The organism is Streptomyces sp. 17_S59 (assembly GCF_056930295.1).
In genome coordinates this window covers 2,504,934-2,517,414 of record NZ_JBXOWD010000001.1, presented here as the reverse complement: position 1 = coordinate 2,517,414, position 12,481 = coordinate 2,504,934, and the positions used below count along the sequence as shown (strand labels likewise).

The window sequence follows — 12,481 nt, the reverse complement described above, 5'->3', positions numbered from 1 at the left end:
CCGCGGCGGTGCGGTGTCGTGTGGGGCGGTTCCGAACAGGGTCGTGAGCCCCGTAAGACACTGTCGCATCATGCGTTCCGGCTGAAGGGTGTAGCGCACCTTTGGACAGCGCCGTAAGGGCCGTTCGGGTCAGGCCGACCACACCTTGGGGTGAAAAACCCGTGGTTCGGGCCTGATGCGGACGGCTAGGCTCCTGCGCTTCGGGTGCGGGCGGTTACTGGCTGGCCGGCCTGCGGGCTGACCTGCGGGCTGGCTAAAGAAGTTCAACGACGAAGGGGGTCTGCGGGATGCGGCTGTACCTGGCCGTGGCCGTCGGCGGCTTCCGGCGGCATGCGACCTACCGGGTCGCCACGGCGGCGGGGGTCTTCACCAACACCGTCTTCGGCTTCATCGTCGCGTACACCTTCATCGCCCTGTGGGCCGAGCGCCCCCATCTCGGCGGCTACGACCGGGCGCAGGCGCTGACGTTCGTATGGGTGAGCCAGGCGCTGATGGCGGCCCTCTCGCTGCTGGGCGGGGGCTTCCAGGAGGAGCTTCAGGAGCGCATCCGGTCCGGGGACATCGCGGTGGACCTCTACCGCCCCGCCGACCTCCAGCTGTGGTGGCTCGCGAGCGACGTGGGGCGGGCCGCCTTCCAGCTGCTGGGCCGGGGCGTGGTGCCGCTGACGGTGGGCGCACTGACCTTCGAACTCGCGCTTCCGGCCGACCCCTTGACCTGGCTGGCGTTCCTCCTCTCGGTCCTCCTGGGCGTCGTGGCGGGCTTCGCGCTGCGCTATCTGCTGGCGCTGTGGTCCTTCTGGCTGCTCGACGGTGCCGGGGTCGATGTGATCAGCGCGGTGCTGTGCATCTTCTTCTCCGGGACGCTGCTGCCCCTGACCGTCTTCCCGGGAGCCTTCGGCGAGGTCGTGCGGATGCTGCCGTGGGCGGCGCTGCTCCAGGTCCCGGCGGACGTCCTCCTGGGGCGGCACCACGGGGCGGGCCTGGCGGGGGCGCTGGCGTTCCAGGCCGGGTGGGCGGCGGTGCTGCTCGCGGCTGGGCGGGTGCTCCAGGCGGTGGCCACCCGGAAGGTGGTGGTCCAAGGTGGCTGATTCCCGTGCCCTGCAGGGCGTCCGGGCCTACGGTCTGATCGTCGGGATGTGGGTGCGCTCGACGATGGCCTACCGCATGTCCTTCGTGATGACGGCGCTCGGCAACTTCGCCGTGACCGCACTGGACTTCGTCGCCATTCTGATCATGTTCTCGCACGTCGACGCGCTGGGCGGCTTCACCCTCTCCGAGGTCGCCTTCCTCTACGGCACCACGAGCACGTCCTTCGGTCTCGCCGATCTCGTCCTCGGCAACATGGACCGGGTCGGCCGACGGGTGCGCGACGGCACGATGGACACCCTGCTGGTGCGGCCCGCACCGATCCTGGCGCAGGTGGCCGCCGACCGCTTCGCGCTGCGCAGGCTGGGCCGGGTCGCCCAGGGCTCGCTGCTGCTGGCCTGGGCGCTGGCGCGGCTGGACGTCGAATGGACGCCGGTGCGGCTGCTGCTCGTCCCCGTGATGGTGGTCAGCGGCGCGGTGATCTTCGGGGCGGTGTTCGTGGCGGGCGCGGCCTTCCAGTTCTGGGCGAACGACGCCTCCGAGGTGCAGAACGCGTTCACGTACGGCGGGACGACGCTGCTGCAGTACCCGCCGACGGTCTTCGCCACGGACCTGGTGCGCGGCGTCACGTTCGTCATCCCGCTGGCCTTCGTCAACTGGCTGCCCGCGCTGCGGGTGCTGGGGCGGGACGATCCGCTGGGGCTGCCGGGGTGGGTGGACTTCGCGTCGCCGGCGGTGGCGCTGGTGTGCTGCGTGCTGGCGGGACTTGTGTGGCGGGTGGGGCTACGGAGCTATCGGAGTACGGGGAGTTGACGGACGTCATGGACAGCGCCGCTGCGGACGGCCTCGGGGGCGACGGCTCCGGGGGCGACGGCTTCATCGAACTCGACGGCGTGGAGAAGGTCTTCGACGTACGCCGCCGGGTCGGTCTGCTGCGCCGGGAACGGCGCGAGGTGCGGGCGGTGGACGGCATCAGCTTCCGCATCGGGCGCGGCGAGATGGTCGGCTACATCGGGCCCAACGGCGCCGGGAAGTCGACCACGATCAAGATGCTGACGGGCATCCTGGTGCCCAGCGGAGGCCGGCTGCGCGTGGCGGGCATCGACCCCTCCCGCGAGCGCACGAGGCTGGCGCGCCGCATCGGCGTGGTCTTCGGGCAGCGCACCACCCTCTGGTGGGACCTGCCCCTGCGCGACTCGTATGCGCTGGTGCGCCGCATGTACCGGGTGCCGGAGGCCCGCTACCGGGCCAATCTCGAGCGCTGTGTCGAACTGCTCGACCTGGGCGAGCTGCTGGAGGTGCCCGTGCGGCAGCTCTCGCTCGGGCAGCGGATGCGCGGGGACATCGCGGCGGCACTTCTCCACGATCCCGAGGTGCTGTACCTGGACGAGCCGACGATCGGCCTGGACGTGGTCAGCAAGGCCAGGGTGCGGGAGTTCCTGCGGGACGTGAACGCCGAGCAGGGGACGACGGTCCTGCTCACCACGCACGACCTGACCGACATCGAGCAGTTGTGCAAGCGGGTGATGGTCATCGACCACGGGCGGCTCGTCCACGACGGGGGACTGGACGGGCTGCACGCGGTGGGGGAGAGCGAACGGATGCTCGTGGTCGATCTGGAACGCGAACTTCCGCCCATTGCCGGGGTGCCCGGCGCCCGCACGGTGAAGGTCGAGGGGCCCCGCCAGTGGCTGGCCTTCCCCGCCACGCAGAGCGCGGCACCGATCGTGGCGGCCGTGGCCGAGCGCTACCCGCTGGTCGACCTCTCGGTGCGGGAGCCGGACATCGAGGAGGTCATCGCCAGGATGTACGCAGGCGGAACGGCGGGCTGAACGGGGCCCGCGGGGCCTGTGCCGACCCACCGGACACCCCCTGGGGGGAGGCCCATGGGGCACCGCCGCGGCAGGGCTTACGCTGAGCGCCATGAGCAGCGAACTTCCTGAGATGCGGGCCTCCGACGCCGAGCGCGAGCGGATCGCCGAGGCCCTGCGCGAGGCCGTCGCCGAAGGGCGGCTGAACATGGAGGAGTTCGAGGAGCGCCTGGACGCCGCCTACAAGGCGCGCACCCACGCCGAGCTGGCGCCGCTCGTCCGGGACCTGCCCGCGCCCGGCACCGGCCCGGCCGTGGCCGAGCGCGCGGCCGACGGCGACTGGGCCGCGCGCATCGGCGGCACGGCGACCTCCCGGTGGGGCATCGGCGTCATCGGCGGCTTCCAGCGCAAGGGCGCCTGGACCGTGCCGCGCGCCTTCACCGCCATCTGCTTCTGGGGCGGCGGCGAACTCGACCTGCGCGAGGCCCGGTTCGAGGACCGCGAGGTGGTCATCCGCTGCTTCGCCGTCATGGGCGGCATGCAGGTCATCGTCCCGCCGGACCTCGAGGTGCACGTCGGCGGCGTCGGCATCATGGGCGGCTTCGACGACAAGGCCACCGGCACCGGCACCCCGGGATCACCCGTGGTGCGCATCACCGGCTTCGCCTTCTGGGGCGGCGTGGGCGTCGACCGCAAGGCCACCAAGGCCGAGCGGAAGCGGCTGCGGGAGGAGCGACGGGACCAGCGCAAGACGCTGGAGTGACGGTGCTGCGCGCCGGGCGCGTCACAGCGCCGCCGCGATCTGCCCCCTGCCCGCCGCACCTGCCAGCTCCTTGACCTTGCCGAGGTCGAGCGAGTCCGCCATGGCGCGGTAGCCGGCGTCGCTGGGGTGCAAGTGGTCGCCGCAGTCGTACGCCGGGAGCAGCCGCTGGGGGTCGGCCGGGTCGCGCAGGGTCCGGTCGAAGTCCACGACGGCGTCGAAGACCCGGCCGGACCGGATCTCCTGGTTGAGGCCCTGCCGGACGACCTCGTTCTCGGGGCCCGCGCCCTCGCGCCCCATGAAGGGCGTCAGCGTCGAGCCGATGACCCGCAGGCCGCGCGCGTGCGCCCGCCGGACCAGCTGCCGCAGCCCGTCCGCGATCCGTTCGGGGCTGGTCTGCCGGGGCTGGCGCAGGATGTCGTTGATGCCGAGTTCGACGACCACGACGCGTACGCTCGGGCGCGAGAGGACGTCGCGGTCGAACCGCTCCAGGGCGCTGGGGTTGGCGGTGGGCGAGGTTCCCTGGCCGCTCAGCAGGACGCGGTTGCCGCTGATGCCCTGGTTGAGGACGCCGTAGTGGGGGGCGCCGGGCTCGCCGTGCAGGCGGGCGGCGAGGAAGTCCGTCCAGCGCCGGTTGGCGTCCACGGTGGCCGAGACGCCGTCCGTGATCGAGTCCCCGAGCACCGCAACCGAGCCGTGGGCCTCGGTACTCCAGACCTCCACGGCGCTGACGTAACGCCAGTACGTGGTCCTGGTGGTGAACGACGACCCGTCGGTCTCGTCGGCGCGGTCGCCCCGGGCGAGGTAGGAGGTCTGGCGGCCGTGCGGGTGGAAGGTCGCCGGGCCGGACGGCGTCGGGGAGTACGTCGTGACCAGCAGGTTCGCCCCGTACTCGACCGGGAGCCGCACCGGGTCGCTGACGATGGTCCGGCCCGCCGGGATGGTCGCCGTGGGCTGCCCGCCGAAGGTCATCGCGCGCATGCTGCCGGGCATCGCGGCCGGGCTCTCGGGGCCGGCCGCCAGCGCCAGGGTGGCGTGCGAGACGGTCAGCGGCTCGGTGCCGAAGAGGTTGGAGAGCTGGACGCGGGCGCTGCTGCCGGCGAGCGTGGTGTGCACCACGTTGCGTACGGACTGGTCGGCGAAGCCCTGCGGAGCGTCCGTCTCCGCCGCCGCCGGGGAGGTGGACCAGGCCCCCACCCAGCTGCCCGCCGCGACGGGCGAGAGGGTCGGCCGGGCCTCCCGCGGCTCGGTCTCGATGCCGCCGAAGCCGCCCACCCCGAGGAATATCGCGGTGGAGACGACGGTCACCACGGCCACCAACGCGGCGAGCACGGCGTAGGCCGCGCCGCGGGGCAGGGGTGGCCTGTTCATGTGCGGGAGTCTCCTGTGGACGGCGGAGCGCACGGCTCCGGTGTACGGATCCGACGGAGGTTACCGGCGGGCCGGCCGCCGGTCGGCGGCGGGGCCCGCGCGCGGTCGCCGTTTCATGATCCCACGGGGTGCTGCGGGGGTCGCGGCGGCAGTGCGACTTGTCGGGCGCGGGGAACTCTTCGACCGTTCTCCGAGTCGGTCGGGTAGGGACAATGCACGTGAGGACGGCCGGAACGGGTGGTGCGGATGAATCGGTCCCAGGGCGGCGGCGCTCAAGGCTCTCGGGGGGCCGGGCGAACCGGCGGAGGCGGCGGCGCGGCAGCGCCCGCCGGGAGTGAGGCGGCGGCGGTCACCGGAATGATGCCCGGTGTACCGGGCGGATTCACCTACAGCGCGGCGGACGAGGAGAAGCGGCGCGGCGTGCGCCGCATGAAGGCGTTCGCGACCGGCCTGCTGCTGGCCGTGGCCCTCGTCTACGCGCTCGTGAAGTGGGCGCAGTCGTCGGGCGCGGGCGGCTGGGCGGGCTATGTGGCGGCCGCGGCCGAGGCGGGCATGGTCGGCGCCCTCGCCGACTGGTTCGCCGTCACCGCGCTCTTCCGGCGGCCCCTGGGGCTGCCCATCCCGCACACGGCGATCATCCCGACCAAGAAGGACCAGCTCGGCCAGAGCCTCGGCGAGTTCGTCGGGGAGAACTTCCTCTCGGGCGACGTGGTGCGGGTCCGGCTCCGCGCGGTGGGCATCGGCTCCCGGCTGGGCGCCTGGCTCGCCGAGCCCGCGCACGCCGACCGGGTGACCGTCGAGCTGGCCACCGCCCTGCGCGGCGCGCTGACCGTGCTGCGCGACTCCGATGTGCAGGCCGTGGTCGGCGAGGCCATCACCCGGCGGGCCGACGAGGCGGAGATCGCGCCGGGCATCGGCACGATGCTGGAGAAGGTCGTCGCGGACGGCGGCCACCGCAGGGTGGTGGACCTGGTGTGCGCACGGGCCCACGACTGGCTGGTCGAGCACAGCGACTCCGTGATGCAGGCCGTCACCGGCGGCGCCCCCGGCTGGACGCCGCGCTTCGTGGACCGCAAGGTCGGCGAGCGCGTGTACAAGGAGCTGCTGCGCTTCGTCACGGAGATGCGCGACTCGCCGGAGCACCCGGCGCGCGGCGCCGTCGACCGCTTCCTCGGGGACTTCGCCCGCGACCTCCAGTCCGACGAGGACACCAGGGCGCGGGTGGAGCGGCTGAAGTCCGAGATGCTGGGCCGCGGCGAGGTGCAGGACATCATCGCCTCGGCGTGGTCGTCGGTCCGCGCCATGGTGGTGGCGGCCGCGGAGGACGAGCGCAGCGAACTGCGGCTGCGCACCCGGGCCTCGATCCTGTCCCTGGGCGCCCGGATGACGGCCGACGACCGCCTGCGGGAGAAGGTCGACGGCTGGCTGGAGGACGCGGCCGTCTACGTGGTGACGACCTATCGGGACGAGATCACATCCCTGATCACGGACACGGTGGCGAGCTGGGACGCGGAGCACACGTCCCGCAAGATCGAGGCCCACATCGGCCGCGACCTCCAGTTCATCAGGATCAACGGCACGGTGGTGGGCGCCCTGGCGGGCCTGCTGATCTACACGGCGTCACGGGCTGTGGGGGCGTAAGGGTTGTGGGCAATCGTTCCTCCCCCAGCTACCGCTGGGAGGTGCCCCCAGGCGATGGGGGTGCCCCCATGCCGTTCAGGCAATGGGGGAGGGTGGGCACAACCCGGCCCACCGGCCTGCACCACCAGGGGGTCCGGGGGCGAAGCACCCAGTTTCGGGAAGGGGCGGGGCAGGGGAGAAAACCCCCGGTCACACCCTAGGGTCGACCTCGTGCTGAAACGTCCCACCCTGCTGTGGCTCCTGGCCCCCTACGCCCTCTACCTGGGCGCCCTCCCCTTCGTGGACCGAGTCCACCCCACCGTCCTCGGCCTCCCCTTCCTCTTCTTCTGGCTCCTGCTCGCCACCCTCCTCACCCCCGCCGCCGTCTACTTCGCCTGGCGGGGCGACCGGAAGCGGGGCCGCGCGTGAGCGCCGACGCCGCCACAGCAACGGCCGTCTTCGCCGTCTTCATGGTTCTCACCGTGGCCCTCGGCCTGCTGGCCGTCCGCGGGCGCGGCAGCGGCGGCGGCATCGCCGAGTGGTCGGTGGGCGGCCGCAGCATGGGCACGGTCTTCATCTGGGTGCTCATGGCCGGAGAGGGCTATACGAGCTTCAGCTACCTGGGCGCCGCGGGCTGGGGCTACAACTACGGCGCACCCGTCCTGTACGTCATCGCCTACCTCTCCTGCGGCTACGCGATCGGATACGTGGTCGGCCCGACCCTGTGGGCGTACGCCCGCCGCCACGGCCTCGTCACCATCACGGACATGGTGGCCCACCGCTACGGCCGCCCCTGGCTCGGCACGGCGGTGGCGATCCTGGCGACGGTGTGTCTCCTCCCGTACATCCAGCTGCAGATCACCGGCATGGGCGTCGTCGTGTCGACGATCTCGTACGGGGCGATCAGCCTGAACTGGGCGTACTTCATCGCCTTCGCGGTGACGACCGGTTTCGTCGTCGTCAGCGGCCTGCGCGGCAGTGCCTGGGTGTCGGTGCTGAAGGACGTGCTCGTCATCGGCACCCTCGCCTTCCTCGCGATCTACGTGCCGGTGCACTACTTCGACGGCTACGGGCCGTTCCTGGACCGGCTGGTGGCGGAGAAGCCCGCCTGGCTGACATTCAGCGGACACGGCGGCAGCGGGCTCGACGGCGGCTGGTTCGTCACGACCGGCCTCCTGAACTCCCTGACGGTCGTCATCTTCCCGACGACCGTTGCGGGTTACCTGGGCGCCCGTAGCGCGGATGCCCTGCGTCGCAACGCGATCCTGCTGCCGTTCTACAACGTGCTGCTGTTCGTGCCGATGCTGCTGGGCATGGCGGCGGTCTTCGTGGTGCCGGGGCTGACGGGGGCGGGGTCGAACCTGGCCCTGTTCAAGCTGGTGGTCGACTCGCTGCCCGCCTGGGCGGTCGGTGTGATCGGGGTGGCGGCGGCACTGTCGTCCATCGTGCCGATGGCGGTGTTCATGCTGGTCATCGGCACGATGTGGGGGCGGAGCGTGCTGGGTGCGGTGCCGGCGCTGGCCCAGCGCCCGGACCGGCAGAAGGTGGCGGGACAGGTCGTGGTCGTGGCGGCGGGCACGCTGGCGCTGATCCTGACCTACACCGAGCCGAACACGCTGGTGCGGCTCTCGCTCATCTCGTACGAGGGCATGGCGCAGCTCGTTCCCATGGTTCTGCTGGGGCTGATGTGGCGTCGGCTGACGCTCTGGGGAGCGGTTGCCGGGCTGGTGGCGGGCGGCACGCTGGTGTGCTGGCTGGTCTTCACCGAGCGGGATCCCGTGTGGGGCGTGAACGCGGGGGCGCTGGCGCTCGGGGTGAACCTGGCGGTGGCGCTGGCGGTGTCGTGGCTGGGGCCGAAACCCGTGGACGAGCGGCCCGACGACGAGGTGCTGGCGCGGGATCCGGGGCGGGAGGAGGAGGCGGCGGGCGTGACCGCTGTCAGTGGCGAGGGCTAGTATCGGGGCAGTTGAAATTGCGATCGGGAGTTCGAGAGTCCGAAGCCTGATCGCGGGGGATCGAAGGGAGGGGGCTCCTGTGGGTGTGAACGCCACGTTCCGTGCGCAGTTCCGTACGCGGTTCCGCATGCAGTCCCGCACGCACGTCGGCGTGCTCCTCTTCCTCCTCGCCGAACCCCTCCTCGCCCAGAGCAGCTTGGGCGGCCTGATGAGCTTCGTTGCCCTGGGCGCCTTCTCCGCCGCGGTGGCCGCGGCGGCGCTGCTGCTGTGCGCGGCGGCCGCCGGCCAGGGCACCGGCCCGCTCACGCCCACGCGAATACGCACCGCGATCAGGGACCGGGAGCTGCGTACGGCGTTCCTCGCCCAGCGCGATCCCGATGCCCAGGGCCGCCGACGGCCCCGAGCGCCCGGCCGTTCCGTCCCGACGGCCGCGTAGGCGCTCCAACAGCCCCTGAACAACAGGTTGCTTCCTGCCCTCCGGAGCAGGGAGCCGGAGCGTACCCGCGCGGCTCGTCACGCCGAATTACCCATTTCCTTTCGGCAAGACGGACCCCGTGGAGGGCTCGACCATGTCCCTGTCCCTGTTCCCGACTCTCGGCTCCCTTCTCTCCCATCTCGCGGGCGCGCTCGACCCGCTCTTCGGCGCCTCGGCGACGGCCGTCGCGGTCGTCGTGCTGACGATGGCGGTGCGGCTCGCGCTGCACCCGCTGGCTCGCTCGGCGGCGCGGGGCGAGCGGGCGCGGGCCGAGCTGGCCCCCCGCGCCGCGCAGCTGCGGCGCAGGCACAAGCACAACCCCGAGCGGCTGCTGCGCGAGATGAGGGAGCTGCACGCGAAGGAGGGCGTGTCCCCCATGAGCGGCATGCTGCCGATGCTGGCGCAGCTGCCGGTGTTTTACGTGATGTACCACCTGTTCTCCACGGGTTCGGGCGGCGCCGGGCTGCTCGACCACAGCCTGCTGGGGGCTCCGCTGAGCGGCCGCTGGGCGGACGTGCTCGGGCACGGCGGCGTGTTCGGGGCGCGGGGGCTGGTCTATCTGGGCCTGTTCGCGCTCGTGGGCGCGGTGGCCACCTGGACGTACCGCACCGCCCGCAAGGCGGCGGCCGCGCTCCCCGCGGCGGGGGACGGCGCGGAGCCGGGGGCGGCGGTGATGGCCAAGGCGGCGAAGGTGGCGCCCCTGCTGTCCTTCGGCACGCTGATCACGGTCGCCGTGGTGCCGCTGGCGGCCGGGCTGTACATGGTGACCAGCACGACGTGGACGGCGGCGGAGCGGGCCCTGCTGAAGGGGCTGCGCACGCCGCGGGAGGAGGCGAAGACAGGGGCGAAGTCGGGGGCGAAGTCGGGGGCGAAGAGGAAGTCTTGCGCCATATAGGCGTCCGAACGGGGCTCCACAGACCGAAACGGGGCTTGTGGAGTGGGCCTCCGTTCCTGGACGATCACTGCGGGGCCGAGGGCGTACGGATTCGGGGGTGGGGCGATGAGGCTGCTGCGTGTCGGGCCCGTGGGCGCGGAGCGCCCGGCGTTGCTGGAGGAGGACGGGACGCTGCGCGACCTGTCCGGGCTGGTGCCGGACGTGGACGGGTCCCTGCTGGGCGACGAGGCACTGCTGGCCCGCGTCCGGGCGGCCGTCGGGGCGCGCATACTGCCGGTCCTCGACCCGCGCGGGCTGCGGATCGGCCCGCCGGTCGCCCGCATCGGCAAGATCGTGGGTATCGGGGTGAACTACCGGGACCTCGTGGCCGAGGCGCGGATACCGGTCCCGGCCGAGCCGGTGCTGTTCCTGAAGGCCGCCGACACGGTCGTCGGCCCGGACGACACGGTGCTCGTGCCGCGCGGCAGCGAGAAGACGGACTGGGAGGTCGAGCTGGCCGTCGTCATAGGCCGTACCTCGCGCTATCTGCGGACGGACGAGGAGGCGCTGGCGGCGGTCGCGGGCTATGTCTTGACCAATGACGTCTCGGAGCGCGAGTTCCAGAACGAGCGCGGCGGGCAGTGGGACAAGGGCAAGAACTGCGAGACCTTCAGTCCGCTCGGCCCCTGGCTGGCGACCCCCGACGAGATACCCGACCCCCAGGCGCTGGGCATGCGGCTGTGGGTCAACGGCGTGCTGATGCAGGACTCCAGCACGGCACGGCAGATCTTCCCCGTCGCCCATGTGGTGCGGTACGTGAGCCAGTTCATGACGCTCTACCCCGGGGACGTCATCAACACCGGCACCCCTGCCGGGACGGCGCTGACCCGGTCGCAGCCGAAGCCGTCGTACCTGCGGGCGGGGGACGTGATGGAGCTGGAGATCGACGGCCTGGGGCGGCAGCGGCAGCAGCTCAAGGACGCATAGCCGGGCCGTACGGGCGCGGGCGCGGGCACGGCCGTGGGCCGTCCGGGCGCACCGCTGCGTGTGCTGCCGGGTTCCCCTCCGAGCGGTGGGCATATTTTCGGATATGCGCAAGGGAGAGTGCGGCGGAAGACGGCGGCCCACCCGCCCGGCGGCCACGGTCACGGCCACCCTGGCCGCCGTCGGGGGCGTGCTGCTGGCCTGCGCCTTCACCGCCCCGGACCGCTCGGACCCGCTGCCGGGCGGCCCCGGCCCCTGTGTGCCCGGCACCTGCCCGGCCGCCTACCCGGAGCCGAACAGCGGGCCGGTCGCCGGCCGGGACAACGGCGTGAACGTCTTCGTCGGCGGCGACTACCTCGTGCGCCAGGCGGCCGGCGCGGCCGAGGGCCGCGTGGTGACGCTCGGCAGCTTCTCCGTGCTCAAGGGCGCGGGGGCCGAGCGCCTCTACCGCGTGGGCGCGGCGGGCACGGGCTCCCGGGTGCCGCCGGACGACGGCTCGCCGTTCCTGCGGGTGGGGGGTGACATCAGGGTCGCGCCGACGCAGCGGCTGCTGGCGGAGGAGGGCGCGGTCGCCGGGACGGTGGTGTACGCGGGGCGGCTGACGGGCGCGGTGGGGCCCAGGTCCGTACGGGACAAGGAAGCGGTGACCGCCTACCGTCAGCTGCGCGACGACCTGACCGCCGCGAGCACGTGCTACGCCTACGACAAGGGCGTCCCCCGCAAGGCCACGGGCACGGCGGTCAACGAGGGCGCCCGCACGCTCTTCACCGGCGACGGCACCTCCGCCCTCCAGGTCTTCAACGTCCCCTTCGACCTCGCCCGCCGGGACGGGGCACCGCAGGACCTCTCCTTCGCGCGGATCCCGCCCGCGGCCACGGTCCTGGTGAACCTCACGAACCCGCGCGGCGAGAGGCGGACGGTGAACACCTCCGCCGAACGGCTCACCGGGGTGCGGCGGGACCGGCTCCTGTGGAACTTCCCCGACGCGAAGGACGTCCGCCTGGCGGGCGGCGGCCGGCTCGACGGAGCGGTGCTGGTGGGCCGCCGCTCCAGCACGACGCATGTGACGGTGCCCATGGTGAACGGCCGTGTCTTCACGGCCGGTTCGCTGTCCCACGAGTCCGGCGCGGGCGCGGCGGGCCAGTCCGTGCACGCCTACCCCTTCGAGGGCAGGCTCCCCGAGTGCGGCACGGGACCGACGGCCGACCCGGACACGGTGGAGCCGGCCCCGTCCCCGGTGCCGAGCGCCCCGGCGGTCCTGCCCCCGGCCCAGGGCCCGGGCGCCGCCCCCGCGGAAGCCGCCGTTGCAGGGGACGGCCGCGGACCGGCCCACGGCGGACCGCCGATGGGCCGCGCGATGACCGTCGGTGCGCTGCTGACCGCCGCGGGCGCGGCCCTGGCCCTGGCGGTGCTCTACCGGACACGGCGGGAGAGCTGAGCGCCGACCGGGACGGGAGGCGCGCAAGGGGTTCTCCCCAGAAGTGGATGAACGCTGCCCGGCAAGGGGAGAATAGGTGCAGACAGCGACCTAGAGGGATGTGTCCT

At 72.8% G+C, this 12,481-nt stretch carries 12 protein-coding genes; 11 read left to right on the top strand and 1 reads right to left on the bottom strand.

Features of this window, described 5'->3' with window-relative positions; translation table 11 throughout:
• The first annotated feature begins 287 nt into the window (after positions 1 to 287).
• The 4 genes from AC1Z4A_RS11040 (at position 288) to AC1Z4A_RS11025 (ending at position 3,660) form a co-directional block, all read left to right on the top strand.
• Positions 288 to 1,088 carry an ABC transporter permease gene (locus AC1Z4A_RS11040; RefSeq protein WP_483677784.1) on the top strand — a complete coding sequence of 267 codons (801 nt, stop codon included), beginning with the start codon at positions 288 to 290 and terminating at the stop codon, positions 1,086 to 1,088.
• 46 nt (positions 1,089 to 1,134) lie between these two features.
• Complete coding sequence (locus tag AC1Z4A_RS11035; RefSeq protein WP_483683563.1) at positions 1,135 to 1,899, top strand: ABC transporter permease; 765 nt, start codon at positions 1,135 to 1,137, stop codon at positions 1,897 to 1,899.
• Positions 1,900 to 1,907: 8 nt separating this feature from the next.
• Entirely contained in the window at positions 1,908 to 2,918 is a 1,011-nt protein-coding gene (locus AC1Z4A_RS11030) for an ABC transporter ATP-binding protein (RefSeq protein ID WP_483677783.1), read from the top strand.
• Between the two features lie 91 nt (positions 2,919 to 3,009).
• Positions 3,010 to 3,660: a DUF1707 SHOCT-like domain-containing protein gene (locus AC1Z4A_RS11025; RefSeq protein WP_483677782.1), complete on the top strand. Its 651-nt coding sequence runs from the start codon at positions 3,010 to 3,012 to the stop codon at positions 3,658 to 3,660.
• A gap of 21 nt (positions 3,661 to 3,681) precedes the next feature.
• Here AC1Z4A_RS11025 and AC1Z4A_RS11020 read toward each other — a convergent pair whose 3' ends face one another.
• Positions 3,682 to 5,028 carry an SGNH/GDSL hydrolase family protein gene (locus AC1Z4A_RS11020; protein WP_483677781.1) on the bottom strand — a complete coding sequence of 449 codons (1,347 nt, stop codon included), beginning with the start codon at positions 5,026 to 5,028 and terminating at the stop codon, positions 3,682 to 3,684.
• A gap of 246 nt (positions 5,029 to 5,274) precedes the next feature.
• On the opposite strand from AC1Z4A_RS11020, the gene AC1Z4A_RS11015 reads away from it, so the two are divergent.
• The 7 genes from AC1Z4A_RS11015 (at position 5,275) to AC1Z4A_RS10985 (ending at position 12,374) form a co-directional block, all read left to right on the top strand.
• Positions 5,275 to 6,669, top strand: a complete 1,395-nt coding sequence (locus AC1Z4A_RS11015; RefSeq protein WP_483677779.1) for a DUF445 domain-containing protein — start codon at positions 5,275 to 5,277, stop codon at positions 6,667 to 6,669.
• Between the two features lie 210 nt (positions 6,670 to 6,879).
• Entirely contained in the window at positions 6,880 to 7,077 is a 198-nt protein-coding gene (locus tag AC1Z4A_RS11010) for a DUF3311 domain-containing protein (RefSeq protein ID WP_483677778.1), read from the top strand.
• A gap of 41 nt (positions 7,078 to 7,118) precedes the next feature.
• Positions 7,119 to 8,603, top strand: coding sequence for a sodium:solute symporter family protein (locus AC1Z4A_RS11005; RefSeq protein ID WP_483683562.1), 1,485 nt, complete (start codon positions 7,119 to 7,121; stop codon positions 8,601 to 8,603).
• A gap of 127 nt (positions 8,604 to 8,730) precedes the next feature.
• Positions 8,731 to 9,039: a DUF6412 domain-containing protein gene (locus AC1Z4A_RS11000; protein WP_483683561.1), complete on the top strand. Its 309-nt coding sequence runs from the start codon at positions 8,731 to 8,733 to the stop codon at positions 9,037 to 9,039.
• A 133-nt stretch (positions 9,040 to 9,172) separates the two neighbouring features.
• Positions 9,173 to 9,973, top strand: a complete 801-nt coding sequence (locus tag AC1Z4A_RS10995) for a YidC/Oxa1 family membrane protein insertase (protein ID WP_483677777.1) — start codon at positions 9,173 to 9,175, stop codon at positions 9,971 to 9,973.
• 105 nt (positions 9,974 to 10,078) lie between these two features.
• A complete protein-coding gene (locus tag AC1Z4A_RS10990) occupies positions 10,079 to 10,939 on the top strand; it encodes a fumarylacetoacetate hydrolase family protein (protein ID WP_483677776.1) in 861 nt (286 codons plus the stop codon).
• A 103-nt stretch (positions 10,940 to 11,042) separates the two neighbouring features.
• Entirely contained in the window at positions 11,043 to 12,374 is a 1,332-nt protein-coding gene (locus AC1Z4A_RS10985) for a choice-of-anchor A family protein (protein ID WP_483677774.1), read from the top strand.
• The last annotated feature ends 107 nt before the right edge of the window (positions 12,375 to 12,481 follow it).